Below are 23,386 nucleotides of genomic sequence, written 5' to 3' on the forward strand. Positions count from 1 at the left end.
ACGCCCGGGCGGGCGACCGCGAGACGCGGGGGCGATGGGCTCGCGCCCCGTCAGGCGGCCAGCTGCGGGGGGAGCGGGGCCGCGTGCAGCACCGTCAGGCCGGAGACCGCCCTGGTGAGGGCCACGTACAGGCGGCGCAGGCCGGTGCGCTCGTCGGGCTCGCCGTCGACGACGGCCGCCGGCTCGTCGAGGACGACGTAGTCGTACTCCAGGCCCTTCGCCAGCGACGCGGGCACCAGCGTCAGGCGGGACTCGGCGGTCGTCTCCTCACCCGGCGACAGCCACACCAGGCCCGCCTCCCGCAGCGCCTCCGCCAGGACGGGGACGCGCGCGTCGGCCGCGATCAGGCCGATGGACCCCTCGTGGCGGAGCGCGGCGCGGCACGCCGCCACCACCGACGCCGGCAGGTCCTCCGCCCGGCACGGGACGATCTCCAGCGAGCCAGGCGACTCCCGCACGGACCGCACCGGAGCGAGCCCCGGCGACATGTGCGGCAGCAGCCGCGACGCGTACGCGATCACCTCGCGCGGAACGCGGAAACCGGCCGTCAGCTCCTCCACCACCGCGTCCGGCTTGCCCAGGTGCGCCAGCGCCTCCGCCCAGCTCGCCGTCGCCCACGGGGTCGTGCCCTGCGCCAGGTCGCCCAGCACCGTCGCCGAACCCGTCGAGCAGCGCCGCCCCACCGCCCGGTACTGCATCGGCGACAGGTCCTGCGCCTCGTCCAGGACCACGTGGCCCAGCGACGGGGTGCGCTCCACCAGGTCGGCCGCCTCGTCGATCAGCACGGCGTCCGCCGCCGACCACTTCGCCGACCGCACCGAGCGCGGCGGCTTCGCCCACAGCACGGCCTTCCGCTCCTCCTCGGTGAGCAGCCCCGCCGCGTGCTCCGCCAGGAAGTCCGGGTCCGACAGCAGCCGCAGCACCAGCTTCGCCGGGTCGACGGCCGGCCACACCGCCTTGACCACCGCCTTCACCGCGGGGTTGCGCGCCACCGCGTCCTGGACCCGGTCGTCCGGCGCCTCGCCCGCCTGCTCCATCCGCACCAGCACCGCGTGCGCGATCCGCTGCGGCAGGGCGTCCCGCGCGGCCCCGTACCGGATGTCCCGGTCCAGCAACTCGCGGACGATCTCCTCCAGTTCGTACGCCGGCAGCCGCCAGCGCCGGGAGCCGCGCACCACCACCAGCGGCTCGGTGGGCGGCGTCACGTGCGACCGCACCGCCCGCCGCAGCACCTCCGCCATCCGGGCGTCGCCCTTGACGACGGCCGCCGTCGGGTCGTCCTCGCCCCGCACCTCCACGTGCGCGACCAGGTCGCCGACCGTCGCCTGCTTCACCTCCAGCTCGCCCAGCGCGGGCAGCACCTGCTCGATGTAGTGGAGGAAGGACCGGTTCGGCCCGATGACCAGCGTCCCGGTGCGGGCCAGCCGCTCGCGGTGCGCGTACAGCAGGTACGCCACCCGGTGCAGGCCCACCGCGGTCTTGCCGGTCCCCGGGCCGCCCTGGACGCAGACCGAGCCGGACAGGCCGCTGCGGACGATCTCGTCCTGCTCGGGCTGGATCGTCGCGACGATGTCCCGCATGGGGCCGACGCGCGGCCGTTCGATCTCCGCCTGGAGCAGGCGGGAGGTCCGCTCCCCCTCCGCCGGGTCGGACAGGTGCTCGTCCTCGTAGGCGGTCAGCTCGCCGCCCGTGTACCCGAAGCGCCGCCGCAGCGCGACGTCCCGCGGGTCCTTCTTCGAGGCCCGGTAGAACGGCTGCGACACCGGCGCGCGCCAGTCGACGACCATCGGGTCGCCGTCCGCGTCGTGGACGTGCCGCCGCCCGATGTAGAACGTCTGGCCCTCCTGCGCGGTGGGCAGGTAGTCGAGCCGCCCGAAGAACAGCGGGGTGTGCGACAGGTCGGCGAGGGCCTTGATCCGCTCGTCGATCTGCGCGGACAGCACGGCGGCGTTGACCCAGTTCGCCGTGACGTCGCGGATGTCGAGGGCCTGGACGTCCTCGCGCATGGCGCGCAGCGCGGTGCGTGAGGCGGCGAGGTGGGCGCGCTCCTGAGCGAGCGGATCGGGCACGGCGGAGCCTCCGGGGGGTCGTACACGGGGTGACGGCGGGCCGGCCGGTTTCCGACCGGCGGGCGGCGCTCCACGAAAGGGAGGCGGGCAAGGCCGGCGATTCTAGCGACCCGGCCGGAAGCGGGCGACCGGATTTCCCCGCGCCCGCCCGCCTGACCGTCCCCGCGCCCGCCCGCCTGACCGTCCCCGCGTCCGTCCGCCTGACCGTCCCCGCGCCCGCCCGCCTGACCGTCCCCGCGTCCGTCCGCCGCGGTGCGGTCCTCGCGTCCGCGTCCGTCCCGTAGGGGATGCCGTATGCCTGGAGTCGTACGGGGACGGCGCCCGGGTTCGGTCTGCGGACCGATGTACCGCCCGGGTGCGGAAACCATCATGGAGACATGACCGCACCCACCTTCCACCACGCCTCCGGCGCCACCGCCCTGGGCGCGGCCCCGCACCCGGCCCACCGCCTCGGCAACGCCCTGCGCGCGATCAGGGTGTTCGCCGAAGCGGCCTTCGGGGTCGTCGTCCTCGGCGAGTTCGCCGAGGAGGCGGGCGTCAGGCGCCGCTGAGATCCGGGTCGGCGTCCTGCGCGAGCAGCTCGTCCGCGTCGACGATCCGGTACGCGTACCCCTGCTCGGCCAGGAACCGCTGCCGGTGCGCCGCGAAGTCCTGGTCGATCGTGTCCCGCGCGACCACCGAGTAGAAGTGCGCCTGGTGCCCGTCCGCCTTCGGCCGCAGGACCCGGCCGAGGCGCTGGGCCTCCTCCTGGCGCGAGCCGAAGGTGCCCGACACCTGGATGGCGACGGTCGCCTCCGGCAGGTCGATCGAGAAGTTCGCCACCTTGGAGACCACCAGCACGCTGATCTCACCCTGCCGGAACGCCTCGAACAGCTTCTCCCGCTGGGCGTTCGGCGTCTCGCCCTTGATCACCGGCGCGCCCAGGTGCTCGCCCAGCTCGTCGAGCTGGTCGATGTACTGGCCGATGACCAGGATCTGCTGGCCCGCGAACTTCCGCACCAGGGCCTCGGCGACCTTCTGCTTGGTCGCCGTCGTGGCGCAGAACCGGTACTTCTCCTCCGTCTCGGCGGTCGCGTACGCGAGCCGCTCGGCGTCCGTGAGGTTCACCCGGACCTCGACGCAGTCGGCGGGCGCGATGTAGCCCTGTGCCTCGATCTCCTTCCACGGCGCGTCGAAGCGCTTCGGCCCGATGAGGGAGAAGACGTCCGACTCGCGGCCGTCCTCGCGGACCAGCGTCGCGGTCAGGCCGAGCCGCCGCCGCGCCTGGAGGTCGGCGGTGAACTTGAAGACCGGCGCGGGCAGCAGGTGCACCTCGTCGTAGACGATCAGGCCCCAGTCGCGGGAGTCGAACAGCTCCAGGTGCGGGTAGACGCCCTTCCGCCTGGTCGTCAGCACCTGGTAGGTGGCGATGGTGACGGGGCGGATCTCCTTCTTGGTGCCGCTGTACTCGCCGATCTCGTCCTCGGTCAGGGACGTCCGCTTCACCAGCTCGTGCTTCCACTGGCGGGCGGAGACGGTGTTGGTCACCAGGATCAGGGTCGTCGCCTTGGCCTTCGCCATGGCGCCCGCGCCGACGAGGGTCTTGCCCGCGCCGCAGGGCAGGACGACGACGCCCGAGCCGCCGTGCCAGAAGCCCTCGACGGCCTGCTGCTGGTACGGGCGCAGCGCCCAGCCGTCCTCGGCCAGGTCGATCCGGTGGGCCTCGCCGTCGACGTAACCGGCGAGGTCCTCGGCCGGCCAGCCCAGCTTGAGCAGGGTCTGCTTGATCTGGCCGCGCTCGGAGGGGTGCACGGCGACGGTGTCCGCGTCGATGCGGTCGCCGACGAGCGGCTGGACCTTCCTGGAGCGGAGGATCTCCTCCAGGACCGGCCGGTCGGTGGTGGTGAGGACCAGGCCGTGCGTGGGGTGCTTGGAGAGCGTGAGCCGCCCGTAGCGGGCCATCGTCTCGGCGACGTCCACCAGCAGGGCGTGCGGCACGGGGTAGCGGGAGAACTCGACCAGCGCGTCGACGACCTGCTCGGCGTCGTGCCCGGCGGCCCGGGCGTTCCACAGGCCCAGCGGGGTGACCCGGTAGGTGTGGATGTGCTCGGGTGCGCGCTCCAGCTCCGCGAACGGAGCGATGGCGCGGCGGCAGGCGTCGGCCCGCTCGTGGTCGACTTCGAGCAGGAGCGTCTTGTCGCTCTGGACGATCAGGGGTCCGTTCACGCCTCACCCTTTCCTGGCGGCCTCGGTCTGTGGCCAAACATCCAGTGTTGCGCATCGGCGGCGTAAGTGGCCGGGCCGTGCGGGATGAGGAGCGGCACACCGGACCGGGGAACAGATCCGGACGCCGGTGTCCCACCGGTCAGGATCGACGGTGACCGGTGAGGTGCCGCCGGGTCGGCGGGCCGGCGGATCAGATCAGGGGGCTGGTGAACAGCGGCCCCTCGACCTGGAGGTCGGCCAGCGGGCCGTTGATCGGGGGGAGGGTGGAGGCGGCGGCCGGGGTGGCGAGGGCGGTGAACAGCAGGGCGGCGCCCGTCAGCAGGAGGGCGATACGTCGGCTCATCGCGGGTCGTTCCTTTCGCGTCTGCGGCGGTGGCGGACCGGGCCCGCGCCTTCCGTGGCGGTACGGGCCCGGTCGCGTCGGAGGGAGGGCCGGTCAGAGGGTGAGGCCGCCCCCGAGATCGATGCCGATCGCGGCGGCCTGGGTGGTGAGCGCGGACAGGAACGCGGCGGTGGTCAGCAGGACGGTGGTGACTCGTCGCATGGGGAGGACCTCTTTCGGTGCGGTGCCGTTCGGGACGTCCCGTGGCTGCCCGCGCCACGCCGGGGGAATGCGGAAGGTCCCCCTGAGGTGGGGCGTCGGTCACCCACGGGCGGGAAATCCGCCGACCGCGCGCATGATCCGGGCCCCGGCGGCTCAGGTGACGTCGTCGGCCAGCTCGGCGACGCCCGTGATGCGGTGCAGCGGGTAGGTGCGGACCTCGTCGGCGGTGTGGTCGTACGCGGTGACGAAACCGCCCTCCACCCGGACCGGGGCGATCACGCGCTGGCTGGCCGCGCCCTCGGCGGTGACGTAGCCGATCCAGACGGCCGAGCCGGTCATCGCGGCGGCCTGGACGGTGGCGAGCGTCTCTGCGGCGGAGGTCCGGGGCGGTGCGCCGTCGCCGCCCCCGCCGGGGGTGGCCGACTCGTCCTTGCGGACGACCGTCGAGGCGAGGTCGCCGGCGCGGATGGCCCGCACGGCGGCGCCCAGCAGCGCGGTGTCCGGTTCCGGCGGGCCCTCCGGCACCGGCGCGGGCGCCGTGCGCGCCGGGGTGCGGTAGGCGTGCGCCCGGGTGATCAGGACGTCGCCCTCCGCCGACTCGGCCGCCGGGGCGAAGCCCATGGACCGCAGCCCCTCCAGCAGCGCGGCCGGGTCGGCCTGGGCGGCCAGCACGGTGGGCGCCAGGCGCCGCAGCCGCAGCGACGCCGACCGCTTGTCGGCGAGGATCTCGCCCAGCACGGCGTCGTCGTCGCAGCGCACGTAGGCGGAGGCGGCCCCCACCCGGAGGTGGCCGTGTCTGCGGGCGACGTCGTCGATGAGGTAGGCGAGCGGCTGCGGGACGGGCGTACGGGAGTGGGCCGCCAGGAAGGCGTGCAGGTCGGCGGCGGCCTGCCCGGCGTCCAGCGCGCGGCGCACCGATGCGGGCGTGAAGCGGTACACGGTGGCGCCGCCCTTGGACTCGACGTCCGCGAGCACGGCCAGCGTGTCGGCGAGCGGGCGCCGCAGCGGACCCGGCGCGACGGCCGTGAGGTCGGCCTGGAGCAGGACGTGGTCGACCGGCTCGGGCATCAGCGGCGCCAGCAGCGCGGCGGCGCCCGCGTGGTCGGCGACGGCGGCGCGGGCCGCGCGGCGGCCGTCGGACGCGGAGCCCTCCGCGGCCGTGGGGGCGGGGACGTGCCCGGTGGCCGTTCGCGGGTGCCCCGGCGCGTGCCCGGCCACCGGGTGGTCCGTGCCGGGGGCCGGGGCGCCCGGCAGCAGGGCCCGGCCGTGGGCCGACAGGGCGCCGCGCCCGGTCACCCCCAGCAGCTCGGCCTCCGTCAGGGTCCAGCTCGCCAGGCGGGCCCGCAGGTCGGTGCCGGTCTCGCGGGCAGCGCCGCGCAGCGGGCGTTCCCACCGCAGCCGGGCCAGCAGCGTCTCGGGGTCGGGCGACGCCCCGGCCGGGAGCCCGGCCAGCAGCGTCAGCACCCGGCGGCGCACCTCCGGCGCGGCGCCCCGGTCGAGGTCCGGGCCGAGCGCCGCGAGCGTACGGCCCTTGGCGTCCTGGGAGCCCACCAGGCCGGGTGCGCGCGTCGCGGCCAGCCACGCCCCGGCGAGCCGCGCCCACCGCTCGGCGGCGGGCAGGGCGAGCCAGTCGTCGTACGCGGGCGTCGGCGCGAACCGCTCGTCGGCCTCGCCGTCCGGCGCGATCAGCCCCGCGCCGTACGCGACCTCCAGCCAGAACGCCGCCACCTGCTCCGTCACGTCCAGCGCCGTCGCGGTGCGCTTCAGGTCCCGTACGGACATGCCGCCCGCGCGCAGGACGGCCGGGCCGCCCTCGTTCCACTCCTTGGCGAGTTCCTCGACGGTGGCGAGCGCGGTGTACGCCTGGCCCGCCGCCGTGCTGTCCACAACCTGTGGACGGTACTCGCGGGACGGCGTGACGGCGGGCGCCAGCGGCTCCGGCACCCGGTGCGCGCGCCCGGCACGCAGGTGCAGGGCCGCCTCGCGCGGCAGCACCACCGTGCGCGCCGTCACGGGCAGCAGCAGACCCCGGTCCCGCAACCAGCGCACCGGCGGCGTCGGGTCGGGCGTCACCTCGCCGTACGGCGGCCCCCACACCAGCCGGTCCAGCACGCCCAGCGCCTCCACCGGCGCGGTGTCGAGCAGCGCGCCCATCCGCTCCCGGTCGGTGAACAGGTCCGTCAACGCGGCGACCGCCGACACCGGATCGTGTGTCGTCGACAGCCCCGCCGTCGCGATGATCTCCTGCAACCGGGTCGGCGACATCCCGGCCGTCGCCTCGGCGACCGTCGGCCCGAGGCCCGTGGGCGAGGGGTGCTGCGGCGACGGCGCCAGCAGTTCGCGGGCGGTCCGCACCAGGCGCAGCCGCTCGTCGTCACCCCACACCAGGGCCTGTTCGCGCAGCAGCCCGACCGCGCGCGGGAGCGCGGCCTCGATGTCCGCGTCCCCCTCGTCGCCGGCCATCAGGCCCAGCAGCACCCGGTACGGGGCCGGGTCGGGCGCCACCGCGAGCGCCTCGGCGGCCTGGAGCGTGAACCGGTCGAGCCGCTCCAGCGCGCGGACGACGGAGGCGCGGGTCCCGGCCCGGGTGGCGAGCTGCGTCAGGTCCCCCGGTACCGGGACCAGCAGGTCGGGGCGGGCGCGCAGCAGCGCGGCCAGACCCTCGTCGCCACGGGTCCGCAGGGCTTCCGCGAGGGTGCGCGGAGCCGCCGTACCGCCATTGCCTTCGGTCCCTGCGGCCACGTGCGCCTCCCGATCGAGCTCACCGGTCCCCATCCGGACCACGTTAGCCCCTGCGCAGGCGCTAACGTCGTGACGGTGGGGATCGAGAGCGACCAGCTGGTCTTCGACTACCTGAGCCGGGTGGGTGACCTGGCCCAGCAACGGCAGTTGTCCTCGCAGACGCGCATGCGGCTCGTGGCCACGCTGCGCAGCGAGATCGACAGCCGGCGGGCCGGCGACGACAGCCCGGGCGCGGTGCGGGGCATCCTGACCGCCCTCGGCACGCCCGACGAGGTCGTCACCGCCGCGGCGTCGGGCGCGTCGGGCGCACCGGGCGCGTCGAGGGCACCGGAGGCGCCGGGGCGGTCCGCCGTGCCCGAGCAGCGCACACCGCGCACACGGTTCCGCCGCCGCGCGGAAACCGCCGCCCCGGACGTGCCGCCGCCGCGCGGGACGCCCGCCGCCGAGGCGTGGAGCCCGCACCTGGCCGGGATGGACGAGGTCGGCGCGTCGGTCGAGCAGCCGGACTGGTGGCGGGTCGAGGAGGGGGCGTTCGGCGGCGCGGACGGCGTGCCGCCGGGGTTCCGGGGCGGGGTCGAGATCCCCGACATGCTGAAGCCCCCGCCCCCCGAGGAGCCCGCCCCCGAGGAGGAGGCCGCTCCGGCCGACCCCGGGCCGCCGTCACCGCCCGGTGCCGCGTCCCCGGCGCCGCCGCGCCGCCGCCTGTCCGCGCTGCGGCTGCCGCTGCGGCTGGGCCACCCGATGCTGGTGGCCGCCGCGGCGCTGCTGGTCGCGGGGGTCGTCCTCGGCTCGTGGCTCGCCCTGCTGGGTGGCTGGCTCGTCGCGTACGCCTCCGGGCGCCTCAGCCGCACGGAGGCGAAGCTGGCGGTGTTCGGCCTGCCGGGCGCGGTCGCCGCGGGGGTCGCGGTCTGGCTGTGGGGCCGCGTCGACGGCCGCTGGGGCGACCCCATCCCGCCCGGCGGCGACGCCCTCGGCGAAGCGCTCGGCGCCGCCTGGCCCTGGACCCTCCGCGCCGCGGCCCTCGCCTCCGCGCTCTTCCTGCTCTGGCGCGCCCGCCGCCCCTGACGCCCGGTCACCGGGCGCGGGCCGCCGGGGCGCGCCCGGCACGGGAGGCCGTCGCGGGCAGCGGGGCACAATGGCGGGCATGGTCTCCCCGCTGACGGTCGGCTTCGACCTCGACATGACGCTGATCGACTCCCGCCCCGGCATCCACGCCACCTACCGGGCGCTGTCCGCCGAGACGGGCGTGTGGATCGACGCCGACCTGGCGGTCACCCGCATCGGGCCGCCCCTGGAGCAGGAGCTGGCGCACTGGTTCCCGGCCGACCGGATCGGGGAGACGGGCGACCGGTACCGCGAGATCTACCCCGCGTACGCGATCGAGCCGACGCTCGCGATGCCCGGCGCGCGGGAGGCGATTCAAGCCGTTCGCGCGGCGGGCGGCCGGGCGATCGTCGTCACGGCGAAACACGAGCCGAACGCCAAGCTGCACCTCGCCCACCTCGGCATCGAGCCGGACGCGGTGATCGGATGGCTGTGGGCCGAGGCCAAGGCGGAGGCACTGCGCGAGCACGGCGCGCGGGTGTACGTCGGCGACCACACCGGTGACGTGCGCGGCGCCCGCGCGGCCGGCGCGCTCGCCGTCTCCGTACCCACCGGGCCGTGCGGCGCGGACGAGCTGCGGGCGGCCGGCGCGGACGTCGTCCTGCCCGGCCTGACGGCGTTTCCCGCCTGGTGGGACGCCTACAGGGCCGAGTTCGCCTGACGGCGCTGCGCGGCGATCGAGCGCAGCACACCGGCGGCGGCGATCAGGAAGCCGACGCCCATCAGCATGCAGACCGCGTACGCGACCGGCGGGAACGGATCGGTGCCCAGGAACAGCGGGGCCACCGTGACGAGAGTGGCCACGGCGCCGACGATGAAGACGATGCCTCCGGCACGGACGAGACCGTCACCGGGGGCGGAGCCGCTCGCGGGGGTTTCACTATGCATTCGGCCAGGGTAGTTCCCTGGCCGGAGGAACGGACCGGGGACGTCTTGTCACCAGCCCCCGGACCATTAGCCTTGGGGCGATGGGGGTGCCCCCGCTCTGCCCCCCGTTCGAGAACGGTCGAGAACGGTCGAGAACGTGGGGAAGGGCCCGAGCGGCCCGCCGCAGTGCTATCCGCAGCAGTTTTCTTATCGAGTACGAGGACGAGGACAGACGTGCCTACCGGCAAGGTCAAGTGGTTCAACAGCGAGAAGGGCTTCGGCTTTCTCTCCCGTGACGACGGCGGCGACGTCTTCGTGCACTCGTCGGTGCTCCCCGCCGGGGTCGAGGCACTCAAGCCCGGCCAGCGCGTCGAGTTCGGCGTGGTGGCGGGCCAGCGCGGTGACCAGGCGCTCTCCGTGACGGTCCTCGACCCGACCCCGTCGGTCGCGGCGGCCCAGCGGCGCAAGCCGGACGAACTGGCGTCGATCGTGCAGGACCTGACGACGCTGCTGGAGAACATCACCCCCATGCTGGAGCGCGGACGCTACCCCGACAAGGTCCACGGCAAGAAGATCGCCGGCCTGCTGCGGGCGGTGGCGGACCAGCTGGACGTCTGACCCGTACGAACCACGGCGTCCACGGCCGGGGGGCGGCACATCCGCCCCCCGGCCGTCGCACGTGCGCCGCCGGGACGGGCCGTCACGGGAAGGACAGCGCGTCCGGCTTCAGGGGCGGCACCAGGCCCTCGGCCGCGGCCCGGGTCAGCAGGCCGCGCACCGCCGCGTAGCCGGGTTCACCGAGGTCGGCCGTGAACTCGTTGACGTACAGGCCGATGTGCTGGTCCGCCACGGCCCGGTCCATCTCCTGGGCGTGTTCCCGTACGTACGGGCGGGAGGCCTCCGGGTCGTCCCAGGCCATGCGGACCGACGCCCGCGCCGACCGGGCGAGCACCTCCAGCGTGTCCGCGCCCAGCGACCGCTTCGCGATGATCGCGCCCAGCGGGATCGGCAGGCCCGTCGTGGACTCCCAGTGCTCGCCCATGTCGGCGAGGCGGTGCAGGCCGTACCGCTGGTAGGTGAACCGGGCCTCGTGGATGACGAGACCCGCGTCGACCCTGCCGTCCCGCACGGCGGGCATGATCTCGTGGAACGGCATCACCACGACCTCGCCGACCCCGCCGGGCACGGTCTCCGCCGCCCACAGGCGGAACAGCAGGTAGGCGGTGGAGCGCTCGCTCGGCACCGCGACCGTCCGGCCCCGCAGGTCCACGCCCGGCTCCCGGGTGAGGACCAGCGGCCCCACGCCGTGGCCCAGCGCCCCGCCGCACGGCAGCAGGGCGTACTCGTCCAGCACCCAGGGCAGCACGGCGTACGACACCTTCAGGACGTCCAGCTCACCCCGCTCGGCCATCCCGTTGGTGACGTCGATGTCCGCGAACGTCACGTCCAGCCCGGGCGCGCCGGGCACGAGGCCGTGCGCCCAGGCGTGGAAGACGAACGTGTCGTTCGGGCACGGGGAGTACGCGATCCTCACAGATCCTCCAGGAAGACGGTGGTGCCGAGCAGCCGGAAGGCGTTCCGCAGGGAGTCCAGTGCCTCGCCGATCCGCCAGGCGGCGCGGTCGCGCGGGCCGACGGCGTTGGAGACGGCGCGGATCTCGACGGCGGGCACGCCGTGGGAGGCTGCCGCCTCGGCGACACCGAAGCCCTCCATCGCCTCGGCGGCGGCACGGGGGTGGCGGGCGCTCAGTCCGGCGGTGCGGGCGGCGGTGCCGGTGACCGTCGACAGGGTCAGCACGGGGGCGACGACGTGCCGCTGCCCGCCCTCGCGGAGGGCCGCGGCGATCCGGCGGGTCAGCGCGGGCGGCGGCAGGTGGACGGAGCGGCCGAAGCCCAGCTCCTCGACGGCGAGGTACCCGTCGGGCGTGTCGGCCCCCAGGTCGGCGGCGACGATCGCGTCGGAGACGACGACCGTGCCGAGGGGCGCGTGCGGGGCGAAGCCGCCGCCGATGCCCGCCGAGACGACCAGGTCGTACGCGTACGGGGCGGTGGCGAGGGCCACGGCGGCCGTGACGGCCGCGGCGGCCGGGCCGACGCCCCCCGCGACGACGTCCACGACGACCGCCGGGGCCGCGGCGGGGCCCTCCGGGGCGAGGGCCGGGGCGCCGGGGCCCGGGTGGTGCAGCCGTGTCAGGGTGTGCCCGGACGGCAGAGCGCGCGCGGCGGACGCCGCGTAGCCGTCGAGGCCGGCGGCGACGGAGTCCGACTCCACCGCCACCGCCGTCACGACCAGGACGCGCAGGGTCAGGATTCCTTCTTCAGCTGGAAGTGCCAGATGCCGGTCAGCTTCTTGCCGGTGGTCTCCACGATGCTGATCTGCGCCGTGTTGGAGGTCTCACCGGTCTGGCTGGAGAGGAACGCGCTGGCCGGGATCGACCGGTACGTCTTCTTGTAGGGCTCCTGCTCGGCCTGCTGGCCGCCGATGAACAGGGTCCAGCCGTTCTCGGCGACCTCCGGGTCGACGCCGAAGCGGATCCGGTCGTCCGCCGAGACGGTGATGGTCTTCTCCGCCTTCTTGTTCAGGCAGGTCTGGATCTGCGACTCCTTGATGGCCTTGCCGTCGTTGTAGCAGGTCGCCTCGGTGTTGACCGAGTCCGACCCGACCGTCACGGTCGCGAGCGGCGTCGGCTTGTCGCAGGCGGAGAGTACGAGGAGTCCGGCGGAGACGGCACCCAGAGCGACGCCGGCCCGGCGGGCCTTACCGGAAAAGAACGCAACGGTCATGGGCCGAAGGCTATACGCCGCCCCCGGTCACGCCACGCGGGGGTGCGGCGTGCCGCGCCGCGCGGCGGTCAGCAGGCCCCGGACGGTCACCGCCACGCCCAGTGCCAGGATGCCCGCCGCGACCGACATCCCGAGGGTTCCGTTCAGCGGCAGGGCGATGCCGACCGCGCCGCCGATCACCCACGCCATCTGGAGCAGCGTCTCGGACCGGGCGAACGCCGACGTGCGCACCACCTCGGGCACGTCCCGCTGGATCATCGCGTCCAGCGACAGCTTCGACAGGGCCTGCGACAGCCCCGCCACCGCGCCCAGCACCGCGACCGCGAGCCCGCCGAAGAACACCGCCGCCACGATCGCCGCCACCATCGCGAGCGTCACCATCGCGGCGACGATCAGCTCCGGGGCGCGGGACCTGAGCAGCGCGCCGAGCGCCGTGCCGCACGCGTTGCCCACGCCCGCCGCCACGCCGACGATGCCGAGCGACACCGCCGCGCTCTGCCCGGGCAGCGGGTGCTCGCGCAGCAGGAAGGCGAGGAAGAAGATCAGGAAGCCGGACAGCACCCGGTGCGCGGCGTTGGCCTGGAGGCCGTGCAGGACGGACGGGCCGACCGTCCGCAGGCTCGGCTTCCGCTCGCCGTGGGTCAGCATGTGGGCCTTGCGCTCACCCTTCGCCGAGTCCACCTTGTGCGGCATCGACAGCGCCAGCAGCGTCCCGCCGGTGAACAGCACGCACGCGCCGTACAGCGGCCACTGCGGGCCGATCTGCTGCAACCCCACCCCCACCGGCGCGGCGACTCCCGTCGCCAGCAGCCCGGCGAGGGTGACCCGCGAGTTCGCCTTCACCAGCGAGAAGCCGTGCGGCAGGAGTCTGGGGACGACGGCGCTGCGCACCACCCCGTACGCCTTCGACGCGACGAGCACGCCGAGCGCCGCCGGGTACAGCTCCAGGTCGCCGGTGGCGACCGCGCCGGACAGCGCGATGGCGAGCACCACCCGGGTGCCCATCGCGCCCGCCATCGCGGCGCGGCGGCCGTGCGGCAGGCGGTCCAGGAGCGGGCCGATGACGGGGGCGAGGAGCGTGAACGGGGCCATGGTGATGGCCAGGTACAGCGCGACCCGGCCGCGCGCCTCGTCGGTCGGTACGGAGAAGAACACCGTGGAGGCGAGGGCGACGGTGATCATGACGTCGCCGGCGCCGTTCACGGCGTGCAGTTCGATCAGCTTGCCGAGGCCCGATTCCCCGGCGCCATGGGCGTGCGTCGCTTTTCGGATACCGCGTGCCGTGCCGGTGAACGGCAGGTGGAGGGCACGGCCGACCCGCCGGCCCGCCCTCTGGAGCGGCCCGGCATCCTCGGACGACCTCACGGTTGCCACCCCGTCATAGTGCCCCAGCAGCCGCTTCCGCGAACCGTGATGAGGGCTACTTGGGGCGGGCAGGTGGGCGGCGGGCTGCGGAGGGGGTAGCGTGCGTAGCGCGCCACCGGCGGAAGTTCTCGGCCGCGCGCCTCTTCGGCATCCCGCAGAATGGATGACGTGAGGTGTGCCCGAGACACGTCGGGCGCGGACGTCGATGCGGCCCGTTGGTCCGCTCCGCCCGCCGCCCGTACATCGCGAATCGGCCGGCGCATCTGTGAGACGGCGTAGGAGATGAGCGAGACCTGTGAGTGCTGCGACGACGCGAAGCCGTACTGCGCGTACCCCCGCCCCCGACCGCCTGTGCGCCGAGGCGGTGGACCTTGCGCGGGAGGCGGCCGCGGAGGTCGCGGCGCCCGGGGTGGTGGGCGAGCACACCGGTGTCGTCGCCGAGGGCGACCGGGTCGTCACGCACTTCTTCGAGTGCCGGGAGCCCGGCTACCGGGGGTGGCGCTGGGCCGTGACGGTGACCCGCGCGTCGCGGGCGAAGGCCGTCACGCTCGACGAGACGGTTCTGCTGCCCGGACCGGACGCCCTCCTCGCGCCGGAGTGGGTGCCGTGGAGCGAGCGGCTGCGCCCGGGTGACCTCGGCCCCGGCGACCTGCTGCCGACCGAGCAGGACGACCTGCGCCTGGAGCCCGGGTACACCGGCGAGGACGTGCCGCCGCCGAACTCGCCCGTCTCCGAGGAGATGGCCGAGCTCGTCGACGCGGAGGACGCCGACCTGGTCGCCCGCACCCCGTCGCGCGGCTCCATCGCGGCCGTCGCGGAGGAGCTGGGCCTGCGCCGGGCGCGCGTGCTCTCCCGGTACGGGCTGCACGTCGCGGCCGACCGGTGGGAGGAGAACTTCGGCGCGAAGACCCCGATGGCCCAGGCCGCTCCGGCACCGTGCGTGTCGTGCGGGTTCCTGATGCCGCTGGGCGGGTCGCTGAAGCAGGCGTTCGGTGTGTGCGCCAACGAGTTCTCGCCGGCGGACGGGCGTGTCGTCTCCCTGACGTACGGCTGCGGCGGCCACTCCGAGGCGGCCGTCATGCCCAAGCCCCCGCGTCCCGCGCCGCCCGTCCTGGACTCCATGGGCGCCGACGACTTTCCCCTCCGCCCGGCCCGCGACAGCGGTTCGGTGCCGACGGTCTCCCCGGACGCCGGCTCCGAGGACCTGGGACACGGCTAGGGTCTGTCTTTCGGATCATGCCGGGCTCGCGGGGTCTGGCACGCACGCTCGCCGCGTTGTCGTCGGTCGCCAACGCTCCGCGTTGGCTCCCTCCTCCGCCTTGCGATCGCACGCGCCAGACCCCGCTCCCTGATCCGGCCTGATCCGAAAGAGACCCTAGGGCTCCCTCCCGGCGCGGCCACCGACGGTGAGCCGCCGGGTGCGGGGCCCCGCCCGCGCGGGCGCCGGTTGCCGTGAGGGGCCGCTCCGTGGGCGGTGGTACCGGTGGCGGCCGTCGGCGGAGGGCGCGGGCCGCCGACCCGGCCGCACGCGGTACCTTCGGGCCCCGTAGCAAACGCAGGGCGAGAGAGCGGAGCACGACGTGGGCGTGAGGGCGACGGCGACCGATGGGGCCGACCCGTTCGGGACCGCGCGGCTGCGGCGCGGGGTGCTCGACGCCTGGGGCGCCGGGCCCGCGCGCTTCCGGGAGGACGCCAACGCCGAGGAGGACCTCGCGCTCGGCGGCTACCGCGACCGGCTGGTGGTGGAGCTGGCCCAGAACGCCGCCGACGCCGCCGCCCGCGCGGGGGTCCCGGGGCGGCTGCGGCTGACGCTGCACGCCGCCGACGCGGACGGCCCCGCCGTGCTCGCCGCCGCCAACACGGGCGCGCCCCTGGACGCCACCGGTGTCGAGTCGCTCAGCACCCTGCGGGCGTCCGCGAAGCGGGAGGGCCACGAGGGCGCGGTCGGCCGGTTCGGCGTCGGGTTCGCCGCCGTGCTGGCCGTCAGTGACGAGCCGGCCGTCGTGGGCCGGCACGGCGGCGTGCGGTGGTCGCTGAGCGAGGCACGCGAGATGGCCGCCGAGGCCGCGCGGGCCAGCCCCGGCCTGGGCGACGAACTGCGCCGCCGCGACGGCCACGTACCGCTGCTGCGCCTCCCGCTGCCCGCCGAGGGCACCGCCCCCGAGGGCTACGACACGGTGGTGATCCTGCCGTTGCGGGACGCCGCCGCCGTGGATCTGGCGGAGCGGCTGCTCGCCGGGATCGACGACGCCCTGCTGCTGACCCTGCCGGGGCTCGCCGACGTGGTCGTGGAGACCCCGAAGGGGACGCGGACCCTCACCCGGCGCGAGCAGGACGGGTACGTCCACATCGACGACACCGAGGGCGGCACCCGCCGCTGGCGGACCGTCAGCCACCGGGGCGACGTCGAGCCGGAGCTGCTCAAGGACCGCCCCGTCGAGGAGCGGCTGCGACCGCACTGGTCGGTCACCTGGGCCGTGCCCGTGGACGACGCGGGGGCGCCGGCCCGGCCCCGTACCGCGCCCGTCGTGCACGCCCCGACGCCCACCGACGAGCCGCTCGGCATCCCGGCCCTGCTCATCGCGTCGTTCCCGCTGGACACCACCCGCCGCCACCCGGCGCCCGGTCCGCTGACCGACTTCCTGGTCCGGCGCGCCGCCGACGCGTACGCCGAGCTGCTCGCCGACTGGGCCCCGGTGTCGACGGGCACGATCGACCTGGTGCCGGGCCCCCTCGGCAAGGGCGTCCTCGACGGGGCGGTCCGGGGCGCCGTACTGGAGCTGCTGCCGCGCGTCGCGTTCCTGCCGCCGGCCGCCCCGCCCGGCGACGACCAGCCGCACGCGCTGCGCCCGTTCGAGGCGGAGGTCGTCGAGGGAGCCGGCGCCGACACCGGGCGCGTCCTCGCGGAGGTCCTGCCGACGCTGCTGCCCGCCGGCCTGGAACGCCGCACCGAGCTGCGCGCCCTGGGCGTGGCCCGCCTCTCCCTCGGCGACGCCATCGACCGGCTGGCGGGCACCGAGCGCACGCCCGCGTGGTGGCACCGGCTGTACGACACCCTCGCGGGCGTCGACCCCGACCGGCTCACGGGCCTGCCCGTGCCGCTCGTCGGCGGCCGTACCGCGACCGGCCCGCGCCATGTGCTGCTGCCGCTGCCGGACACGCCCACGGACCTGACCAGGCTGGGCCTGAAGGTCGCCCATCCGGACGCAGCCCATCCTCTCCTGGAGAAGCTGGGCGCCCTGCCCGCCACCCCGCGCGCCGTGCTCACCACGCCGCAGGTGCGGGCGGCCGTCGCCGCGTCCCTGGACGCGGGCGAGACCTGGTACGACGGCGTCGGGGAGGAAGCCGCCCCGGACGCCGACGAGCTGGCCGAGACGGTCCTCGCCCTCGTGCGCGACGCCGGCCTCGAACCCGGTGACGAGCCGTGGCTGGGCGCCCTCGCGCTGCCCGACGAGGAGGGCGAGCTCGCCCCGGCGGGTGAACTGGTGCTGCCCGGCAGCCCGTTCGCCGCCGTCATGCGCGAGGACGAACTGGCCCTGGTGGACGCCGACCTGGCCGAGCGGTGGGGCGAGCAGCCGCTCGCCGCGTGCGGCGTGGTCGCGAACTTCGCCCTCGTGCGGGCCACGGACGTCGTCCTGGACCCGGACGAACTGGAGCCCAGGGACGGGGACTTCGCCGAGCCGGACGACATCGGCCTGCTGGACGCCGTCGACGTGTGGTGCGAGGACGCGCTGGACCGGCTGCCCGAGACGCCGGTGCCCCCGGTGGCGACCGAGATCGTCGCCGTACGGGACCTGGACCTGGTCGACGACGACGCCTGGCCCGAGGCGCTGTCGCTGCTCGCCCGGCCGCCGCTGCGCGACGCGCTGACCCAGCCGGTGCGCGTGCTGCTGCCCGACGGCACGACCGAGACCGTCCGCTCGTACACCGCCTGGTGGCTGCGCGACCACCCGGTGCTCGACGGGCGCCGCCCCGCCGGGCTGCGGGCCGCCGGGGTGGACCCGCTGCTGGCGGGGCTGTACGACTCGGTCGACATCGCGACCGGTTTCCAGGACCCGCAGGTGCTGCGCGCCCTGGGGGTGCGGACCACCGTCGCCGCGCTGCTGGACGAGCCGGGCGGCGCGGCCGAGCTGCTGGGGCGCCTCGCCGACCCGGAGCGCGAGGTGACCGCCGCGCAGCTGCACGGCCTGTACACCGCCCTCGCGGACCTCGACCCGGAGCAGGTCACCCTGCCCGACGAGCTGCGCGCGGTCGTCGACGGCGAGGTGCGGGTGGTGGACGCGGCCGACGCGCTGGTCGCCGACGCGCCCGACCTGCTGCCGCTGGCCGGGGGCCGCGCGCTGCTGCCGGTGGCCCCGGCGCGGGCCGCCGAGCTGGCGGAGCTGCTTCAGGTGCGGCGGCTGAGCGAGGACGTCGAGGCGGACGTCACGACGGCCGGCGAGGAGCACGAGGTGCCGGAGTCGGTGCACGCCCTGCTCGGTCCGGGCACGCCCGGGACGTACGTCGAGCATGAGGAGCTGCGCGCGGGCGGCGTCGAGCTGGACTGGCGCCACGCCCCGGACGGCACGGTCCACGCGGCCACCCTGGAGGGCGTCGCGGCGGGCCTGGCGTGGGCGGCGGGCCAGTGGCCGCGCCGCTTCGAGGTGGCGGCGCTGCTGGAGGATCCGTCGCGCACGGCGGAACTGGCCCGCGATCGCTGGTTCGACTGAAGCACGGACGACGGGGAGGGGCGGGACGATGTGGGACGGCGCCGAGCTGTGGCTCCGCAAGGCCGCTGGGCCCTTGCTGCTGGGCCTGTTCGTGATGGCGCTGGCCGTGGCCCGCGAACACTGGTGGCTGCCGCTGCGCGTCCTGGTCCTCCTGGCCGGGGCGGCCGGGGTGGTGGCGTGCGGCGCCGAGACGTGGAAGCTGATCCGCGGCCGTGAGTCCACCACGACGGCCCTGGACCGCCTGGAGGCGGAAGCCGGGGCACGCGAAGACCGTTGACGACGGCGGCCGGTGAGGGGGGCCGTTGATCCGGGTGCGCCGCGGACGGCCGGTCGGTAGCGCCCCCGGTCACGGGCGCCCCCGGTCACGGGCGCCCCCGGTCACGCGGCGGCCCCCCGGTCACGCGGGGAATCGGCGGTCCACCAGCCGCCACGCCGCCTCCACCAGGGCCGCGCCCGCCGCCGCGATGCCCACGGCCAGCCACGGCATCGTCGTGCCGACCAGCCGCAGCGCGAAGAAGTCCTGGAGCCAGGGCACCACGAGGACCAGCAGGAACGCCCCGCCCATGGCGGCCACCAGCGCGATCCGCCACCACGTGTAGGGGCGGGCGACGATGGCCAGCACCCAGATCGACACCAGGAACAGCGTGAGCGTGGCCGCGCTGGTCTCGGCGCTCAGGGCGTCCGGCCCGCTGTAGTGGGAGCGGGCGAGCAGGTACGTCGCGAAGGTCGCCGCCGCCGCGACGAGCCCGCCGGGGATCGCGTACCGCATCACCCGGCGTACGAAGTGGGGCTTGGCCCGTTCGGTGTTGGGCGCCAGGGCCAGGAAGAAGGCGGGCGCGCCGATGGTGAGCGTGGACAGCAGGGTGAGGTGGCGGGGCAGGAAGGGGTACTCGATGCCGCTGCACACCACCAGGATCGCCAGCAGCACCGAGTAGACCGTCTTGGTGAGGAAGAGCGTGGCGACCCGGGTGATGTTGCCGATCACGCGGCGGCCTTCGGCGACCACGGCGGGCAGCGTGGAGAAGCTGTTGTTGAGCAGGACGATCTGCGCGACCGCCTTCGTCGCCTCGGAGCCGGACCCCATGCTGACCCCGATGTCGGCGTCCTTGAGGGCGAGTACGTCGTTGACGCCGTCGCCCGTCATGGCGACCGTGTGCCCGCCGGACTGGAGCGCCCCGACCATGGTCCGCTTCTGCTGCGGGGTCACCCGCCCGAAGACGGCGCCCTCGTCGAGGGCCTTGGACATCTCGTCCCGTTCGGCGGGCAGGCGGCGGGCGTCGACGGTGTGCGCGGCGCCGGGCAGGCCCAGCTTGTCGGCGACGGCGCCGACCGAGACGGCGTTGTCGCCGGAGATGACCTTGGCGGCGACGTCCTGGTCGGCGAAGTAGGCCAGGGTGTCGGCGGCGTCGGGGCGCAGCCGTTGTTCGAGGACGACGAGCGCGGTGGCGCGGGCGCCGGCGGTGACGTCGGGGTCGTCCAGCTCGCCGGTGACCCGCGCGAGGAGCAGGACGCGAAGTCCCTGCTGGTTGAGGTCGTCGATGTCATCGAGCACCGGGTCGTCGTCGGGGAGGAGGACGTCGGGGGCGCCCAGGAGCCAGGTGCTGGTCCGGCCGCCGCCCTCGCTGAAGGCGGCGCCGCTGTACTTGCGGGCCGAGGAGAACGGGAGCGCCTGGGTGCACCGCCAGTCCTCGTCGTCGGGGTAGGCGTCGATGATCGCCTTCAGGGAGGCGTTCGGCCGGGGGTCGGACTCCCCGAGGGCGCCGAGGACCGTGCGGACGTAGCCCTCGTCGGAGCCGTTCAGGGTGCGCAGCTCGGTGACGTCCATGCCGCCCTCGGTGAGGGTGCCGGTCTTGTCGAGGCACACGACGTCGACGCGGGCGAGCCCCTCGATGGCGGGCAGCTCCTGCACGAGGCACTGCTTGCGGCCGAGCCGGACGACGCCGATCGCGAAGGCGACGGAGGTGAGGAGGACCAGGCCCTCGGGGATCATCGGCACGATGCCGCCGACGGTCCGGGCGACGGAGTCCTTGAAGGCGGCGTCCTTGACGAAGAGCTGGCTGATGATGAGCCCGATGGCGGTCGGCACCATCATCCACGTCACGTACTTGAGGATCGTGGAGATGCCGCTGCGCAGTTCGGAGCGGACGAGCGTGAAGCGGGACGCCTCTTCGGCGAGCTGCGCCGCGTACGCCTCGCGTCCGACCTTGGTGGCGGTGAACGCGCCGCCGCCGGAGACGACGAAGCTGCCGGACATGACCTGGTCGCCGCGCTTCTTCACGACGGGGTCGGCCTCGCCGGTGAGCAGCGACTCGTCGACCTCCAGGTTGTCGGCCTCGGCGATCTCGCCGTCGACGACGACCTTGTCGCCCGGCCCGAGTTCGATGCAGTCGCCGAGGACGATCTCCGACATGTGGATCTCGGTCGACCGCCCGTCGCGCCGGACGGTGGGCTTGGTCTCCCCGATGACGGCGAGGGAGTCGAGGGTCCTCTTGGCGCGCAGTTCCTGGATGATGCCGATGCCGGTGTTGGCGACGATGACGAACCCGAAGAGGCTGTCCTGGATCGGCGCGACGATCAGCATGATCACCCACAGGATGCCGATGATCGCGTTGAAGCGGGTGAAGACGTTGCCCCGGACGATGTCGGTGGTCGAGCGGGAGCTGCGGACGGGTACGTCGTTGACCTCACCCCGTGCGACCCGCTCGGCCACCTCGGCGGACGTCAGTCCGGCGGACCGGTGCCGGACGGGGGGCCGGCGCGGGTGGACGGGGTCGAGTTCGGACCCGGCGTCGATGGTGGGCCCGCCGGGTTCGGAGCCGTCGGTGTCGATCTTCGCCCGCTGCGTCATGACTCCGACGGTACGACCGTCCCCGCGCCCGCACATCGCGAGCGGCGGCAGGATCCGCCCCCGGTACGACGGGAATCGTCCCGTGGTCGTACGTCAGGTGGTGCCGGCGGGGGCGTCGCCGTGCGGCGGGCGGGCCGCCGCCCGCTTGAGGGCCGCGTCGCGCCGGCGGACGTACCAGATGCCGATCAGGCCGAGTCCGCCGCCGGCGAGGCAGGTCCACACCCACCAGGTGAGGTCGCGGTCGGCGAACCAGGCGTAGAAGGGGACCTGCGCCAGGAAGAGGACGAACCAGATGACCGTGCCGCCGGTGATGGTGGCGACGACGGGCCCCTCCAGGGGCTCGGGTGCCTCGTGCTTGGGGGTCCACTTCGCCATGCGCCCAGTGTAGGCGGGGTCACCCGGCCGGCCCGGGGCCGTGCCCGGGGCCGGCCGGCCGGCCCCGGCGCGGACGACGTGGTCGGCGGCGGCGCTGCCGGATCGCGTGGGCGGCAGGGGGTCTACGCGCGGAGATACCGATCTTCGAATCATGCGTTCATACTGAAACGGCTTGTGTCTGACCGGTTTCTTTAGTGTGAATGACCAAAAAGGACCGGTCGTGATCCCACCCCGCCCCCGCACCCTGAGGTTTCGCATGCCCTCCTCGGCCACCACGCCGACGGACGCCGGCGACCGGCCGCCGTCCCTCCAGCAGCCGGTCAACGGCCGTCTGGACAGCTTCTTCAAGATCTCCGAGCGTGGCTCCACGGTCGCCCGCGAGGTACGCGGCGGCTTCGCGACCTTCTTCGCGATGGCCTACATCATCGTGCTGAACCCGATCATCCTGGGCAGCGCCAAGGACATGTACGGGCACCAGCTCGACGGTGGCCAGCTGGTCACCGCCACCGTGCTGACCGCCGCGTTCTCGACGCTGCTGATGGGCGTCATCGGCAACGTGCCGATCGCCCTGGCGGCCGGCCTCGGCGTCAACACGGTCGTCGCCCTCCAGCTCGCGCCGCGCATGTCGTGGCCGGACGCCATGGGCATGGTCGTGCTGGCCGGCATCGTGGTGATGCTCCTGGTGGCGACGGGCCTGCGCGAGCGGGTGATGAACGCCGTGCCCACCGGGCTGCGCAAGGGCATCGCCATCGGCATCGGCCTGTTCATCATGCTGATCGGCCTCGTCGACTCCGGCTTCGTGTCCCGCATCCCGGACGCCGCCCACACCACCGTCCCGCTCCAGCTGGGCGCCGGTGGGCACCTCACCGGCTGGCCGGTCCTGGTCTTCGCGCTGGGCGCGCTGCTCACGCTGGCGTTGATCATCCGCAAGGTGCCGGGCGCCATCCTCATCTCGATCGTCGTCATGACGATCGTCGCGATGGTCGTCAACGCGGTCGCGACGATCCCCTCCTGGGGCCTGACCACGCCCGAGTGGCCCGGCAACCCGGTCGCGTCCCCCGACTTCGGGCTCGTCGGCGACGTCAGCCTGTTCGGCGGCTTCGAGAAGGTCGGCCTGCTGACCGGCTGCCTGTTCGTCTTCACCGTGCTGCTGTCCTGCTTCTTCGACGCGATGGGCACGATCCTGGGCGTCGGCGACGAGGCCAAGCTGATGGACAGGGAGGGCAACTTCCCCGGCATCAACAAGGTGCTTTTGGTGGACGGCCTGGCCGTCGCCTCCGGCGGTGCCACCTCCTCCTCGGCCACCACCTGTTTCGTGGAGTCCACGGCGGGCGTCGGCGAGGGCGCGCGCACGGGCCTCGCGTCCGTCGTCACGGGCGCGCTGTTCTCGGTGGCGCTGTTCCTCACGCCGCTCGCCACGATGGTCCCCTCGCAGGCGGCCACCCCGGCGCTGCTGGCGGTCGGGTTCCTGATCCTAGCCGGGTCGGTGAAGGACATCGACTGGAGCGACTTCACGATCGCGGTGCCGGCGTTCCTCGCGATGGTGATGATGCCGTTCACGTACTCGATCACCAACGGCATCGGCATCGGCTTCATCGCCTTCAGCGTGCTGCGCCTGGCGGCCGGGCGTGGTCGCGAGGTCCCGGTGGCGATGTACGTCGTCTCGGCGGTCTTCGCCTTCTACTACGCCATGCCGGCGCTCGGCCTGACGTAAGCGCTCCCGCCCCCGTACAAGCCCTCGCCTCCCGGTCGGCCCGGCCCGTGTCCCCCACGGT

19 protein-coding genes are annotated in these 23,386 nt (G+C 74.8%); 8 read left to right on the forward strand and 11 right to left on the reverse strand.

The genetic code is table 11. From position 1 onward, the window contains the following. Window positions 1–50: 50 nt before the first annotated feature. Window positions 51–2,069, reverse strand: a complete 2,019-nt coding sequence (locus IE109_RS09150) for a HelD family protein (RefSeq protein WP_506417182.1) — start codon at window positions 2,067–2,069, stop codon at window positions 51–53. Between the two features lie 377 nt (window positions 2,070–2,446). Here IE109_RS09150 and IE109_RS09155 point away from each other — a divergent pair, with 377 nt between their 5' ends. Further along, entirely contained in the window at window positions 2,447–2,620 is a 174-nt protein-coding gene (locus IE109_RS09155; RefSeq protein WP_189550278.1) for a hypothetical protein, read from the forward strand. Here IE109_RS09155 and IE109_RS09160 read toward each other — a convergent pair. The 3 genes from IE109_RS09160 to IE109_RS09170 form a co-directional block, all read right to left on the reverse strand. Further along, window positions 2,607–4,274, reverse strand: a complete 1,668-nt coding sequence (locus IE109_RS09160) for a DNA repair helicase XPB (RefSeq protein WP_189550279.1) — start codon at window positions 4,272–4,274, stop codon at window positions 2,607–2,609. The genes IE109_RS09155 and IE109_RS09160 overlap by 14 nt on opposite strands. A gap of 190 nt (window positions 4,275–4,464) precedes the next feature. Beyond that, window positions 4,465–4,617 carry a hypothetical protein gene (locus IE109_RS09165; protein ID WP_189550280.1) on the reverse strand — a complete coding sequence of 51 codons (153 nt, stop codon included), beginning with the start codon at window positions 4,615–4,617 and terminating at the stop codon, window positions 4,465–4,467. A gap of 354 nt (window positions 4,618–4,971) precedes the next feature. Beyond that, entirely contained in the window at window positions 4,972–7,593 is a 2,622-nt protein-coding gene (locus tag IE109_RS09170) for a helicase C-terminal domain-containing protein (protein ID WP_189550281.1), read from the reverse strand. Between the two features lie 42 nt (window positions 7,594–7,635). On the opposite strand from IE109_RS09170, the gene IE109_RS09175 reads away from it, so the two are divergent. Further along, the gene (locus IE109_RS09175; protein ID WP_189550282.1) at window positions 7,636–8,625 is read left to right on the forward strand and encodes a hypothetical protein; all 990 of its coding nucleotides are present in this window, start codon (window positions 7,636–7,638) and stop codon (window positions 8,623–8,625) included. Window positions 8,626–8,695: 70 nt separating this feature from the next. After that, entirely contained in the window at window positions 8,696–9,325 is a 630-nt protein-coding gene (locus tag IE109_RS09180) for an HAD family hydrolase (protein ID WP_189550283.1), read from the forward strand. Here the strand turns inward: IE109_RS09180 and IE109_RS09185 are convergent. Continuing rightward, complete coding sequence (locus tag IE109_RS09185) at window positions 9,304–9,552, reverse strand: hypothetical protein (protein WP_189550284.1); 249 nt, start codon at window positions 9,550–9,552, stop codon at window positions 9,304–9,306. The two genes, IE109_RS09180 and IE109_RS09185, sit on opposite strands and share 22 nt — an antisense overlap. Window positions 9,553–9,765: 213 nt before the next feature. Here IE109_RS09185 and IE109_RS33850 point away from each other — a divergent pair, with 213 nt between their 5' ends. Continuing rightward, window positions 9,766–10,149: a cold-shock protein gene (locus IE109_RS33850; RefSeq protein WP_189550285.1), complete on the forward strand. Its 384-nt coding sequence runs from the start codon at window positions 9,766–9,768 to the stop codon at window positions 10,147–10,149. Window positions 10,150–10,231: 82 nt separating this feature from the next. On the opposite strand, the gene IE109_RS09195 is transcribed toward IE109_RS33850, so the two are convergent. Genes IE109_RS09195 through IE109_RS09210 form a run of 4 tightly spaced genes read right to left on the reverse strand, consistent with a single transcriptional unit; the run spans window position 10,232 to window position 13,688 of the window. Beyond that, window positions 10,232–11,065: a 1,4-dihydroxy-6-naphtoate synthase gene (locus IE109_RS09195; protein ID WP_373297669.1), complete on the reverse strand. Its 834-nt coding sequence runs from the start codon at window positions 11,063–11,065 to the stop codon at window positions 10,232–10,234. Further along, window positions 11,062–11,832, reverse strand: a complete 771-nt coding sequence (locus tag IE109_RS09200) for a futalosine hydrolase (RefSeq protein ID WP_189550560.1) — start codon at window positions 11,830–11,832, stop codon at window positions 11,062–11,064. The genes IE109_RS09195 and IE109_RS09200 overlap by 4 nt, the downstream gene beginning before the upstream one ends. 2 nt (window positions 11,833–11,834) lie before the next feature. Beyond that, window positions 11,835–12,314: a DUF2771 domain-containing protein gene (locus IE109_RS09205; protein ID WP_189550286.1), complete on the reverse strand. Its 480-nt coding sequence runs from the start codon at window positions 12,312–12,314 to the stop codon at window positions 11,835–11,837. A gap of 27 nt (window positions 12,315–12,341) precedes the next feature. Continuing rightward, window positions 12,342–13,688 (reverse strand): MFS transporter, encoded by a 1,347-nt coding sequence (locus IE109_RS09210; protein ID WP_189550287.1) that lies wholly within the window; start codon window positions 13,686–13,688, stop codon window positions 12,342–12,344. 286 nt (window positions 13,689–13,974) lie between these two features. Between IE109_RS09210 and IE109_RS09215 the strand changes: the two genes are divergently transcribed. The 3 genes from IE109_RS09215 (at window position 13,975) to IE109_RS09225 (ending at window position 18,665) form a co-directional block, all read left to right on the forward strand. Then, complete coding sequence (locus tag IE109_RS09215) at window positions 13,975–14,898, forward strand: DUF3027 domain-containing protein (protein WP_189550288.1); 924 nt, start codon at window positions 13,975–13,977, stop codon at window positions 14,896–14,898. Between the two features lie 361 nt (window positions 14,899–15,259). After that, window positions 15,260–18,388, forward strand: coding sequence for a sacsin N-terminal ATP-binding-like domain-containing protein (locus IE109_RS09220; protein WP_373297670.1), 3,129 nt, complete (start codon window positions 15,260–15,262; stop codon window positions 18,386–18,388). Between the two features lie 28 nt (window positions 18,389–18,416). Further along, on the forward strand, window positions 18,417–18,665 hold the full coding sequence (locus IE109_RS09225) for a hypothetical protein (RefSeq protein ID WP_189550290.1): 249 nt from the start codon (window positions 18,417–18,419) through the stop codon (window positions 18,663–18,665). Window positions 18,666–18,785: 120 nt separating this feature from the next. On the opposite strand, the gene IE109_RS09230 is transcribed toward IE109_RS09225, so the two are convergent. Both IE109_RS09230 and IE109_RS09235 read right to left on the reverse strand, forming a co-directional pair. After that, window positions 18,786–21,236 (reverse strand): HAD-IC family P-type ATPase, encoded by a 2,451-nt coding sequence (locus IE109_RS09230; RefSeq protein WP_189550291.1) that lies wholly within the window; start codon window positions 21,234–21,236, stop codon window positions 18,786–18,788. A gap of 93 nt (window positions 21,237–21,329) precedes the next feature. Beyond that, window positions 21,330–21,611, reverse strand: coding sequence for a DUF2530 domain-containing protein (locus IE109_RS09235; RefSeq protein ID WP_189550292.1), 282 nt, complete (start codon window positions 21,609–21,611; stop codon window positions 21,330–21,332). Window positions 21,612–21,867: 256 nt separating this feature from the next. On the opposite strand from IE109_RS09235, the gene IE109_RS09240 reads away from it, so the two are divergent. Then, a complete protein-coding gene (locus tag IE109_RS09240; RefSeq protein ID WP_189550293.1) occupies window positions 21,868–23,325 on the forward strand; it encodes an NCS2 family permease in 1,458 nt (485 codons plus the stop codon). The last annotated feature ends 61 nt before the right edge of the window (window positions 23,326–23,386 follow it).

It is taken from the genome of Streptomyces lavendofoliae (genome assembly GCF_014649735.1).
Lineage (GTDB): Bacteria > Actinomycetota > Actinomycetes > Streptomycetales > Streptomycetaceae > Streptomyces > Streptomyces lavendofoliae.